This is a genomic window from Streptomyces sp. 8L, assembly GCF_020176795.1.
Lineage (GTDB): Bacteria > Actinomycetota > Actinomycetes > Streptomycetales > Streptomycetaceae > Streptomyces.
In genome coordinates, this window is sequence record NZ_JAIUKE010000873.1 from 1 (window position 1) to 1,450 (window position 1,450).

A 1,450-nucleotide genomic window follows, 5' to 3' on the forward strand; every position below is an offset into this window, starting at 1 on the left:
CTAGTAGGGCCTGGTCAGGTTCACTCGCCGGTGGCGTGTCCCTTTGATCGCTTGTTCCGTTGACCTGTTGTGATGGATGGGGAGTTGGCCGCGGTCCGGTGCGATCTGGAGGACTTCGCGGCAGAGATGTTCGAGCCGTTCGCACGGGCGGATCAGCGCCGGTGGGGCGGGGTCTATATGCGGGGACTGTTGCTGGACGGGCGGCGTAAGTCGGTGGAGCCGATGGCCGCCCGGCTGGGTGAGGACGGCAACCGGCAGGCCCTGGCGAACTTCATCACCACCAGCCCGTGGGACGCGGCGCATGTGCGGGCCCGCCTGGCCTGGCGGATGCAGCACGTGATCGAACCGACCGCGCTGATCGTGGATGACACCGGTTTCCTCAAGGACGGGGACGCCTCGGCGTGTGTGGCCCGGCAGTACACCGGCACCGCCGGAAAGGTCACCAACTGCCAGGTCGGCGTCTCGCTGCACCTGGCCTGCGACAACGCGTCGGCTTGTGTCGACTGGCGGCTGTTTGTGCCCGAGAGCTGGGATCCCGGCTCGCCGAAGGCCGATCCGGCCAAGGTCGCCCGCCGCACCGCATGCGGCATCCCTGAAGAGACCGGCCACGTCGAGAAGTGGCAGCTGGCCCTGGACATGATCGACGAGACCAGGTCGTGGGGTATCGATGTCCCGCTCGTCGTGGCCGACGGCGGCTACGGCGATGCGGCAGCCTTCCGGCTGGGTCTGGAAGAACGCGGGCTCGGCTACGTGGTCGGGATCTCCACCACGACCACCGCCCAGCCGGAAGAGGCACGGCCGCACACCCCGCCTTACGGCGGGCGCGGCCCGCGGCCCCAGCCTGCGTATCCCGAGCCGGCCCAGGCGGTGAAGAGGCTGGTCATCGAGGCCGGCAAGCGGGCCGCGAAGCCGGTGCAGTGGAGGGAAGGCTCCCGCCCGGGCACAGGTCGCAGCGGTGTGAAGCGCATGTACTCGCGGTTCGTGGCCCTGCGGATCCGTCCCGCTGGACGCGAGATCCGCAAGAACAACGACGGCCCGGAACTGCCGGTGCGCTGGCTGCTGGCCGAATGGCCCGCCACCGAGCCCGAGCCCGTCCAGTTCTGGCTGTCCAACCTGCCCCCCGACACCCCGCTGGCCACCCTCGTACGCACCGCAAAACTGCGGTGGCGCATTGAGCACGACTACCGCGAGATGAAGCAGGCCCTGGGCCTGGCCCACTTCGAGGGCCGCACCTGGAGAGGCTGGCACCACCACGTCACCCTCGTCTCCGTCGCGCACGCCTTCTGCACCCTCCAGCGCATCACCCGGTCCCCAAAAGAGACGGCGCCGGCCTGAGCCTCTACCGAGTCGCCCGCGAACTGCAGTTACTCCTCGCGGTCTGGACCGGCGCCTGCCCCACCTGTCACCGCAACATGCCAGAGCCGATACCAACCTGACCAAGCACTACTAG

1 protein-coding gene is annotated in these 1,450 nt (G+C 69.0%); it reads left to right on the top strand.

The window, feature by feature from the left end; translation table 11 throughout:
* The first annotated feature begins 69 nt into the window (after nt 1–69).
* Entirely contained in the window at nt 70–1,335 is a 1,266-nt protein-coding gene (locus LCE31_RS39605) for an IS701 family transposase (protein WP_441349438.1), read from the top strand.
* The last annotated feature ends 115 nt before the right edge of the window (nt 1,336–1,450 follow it).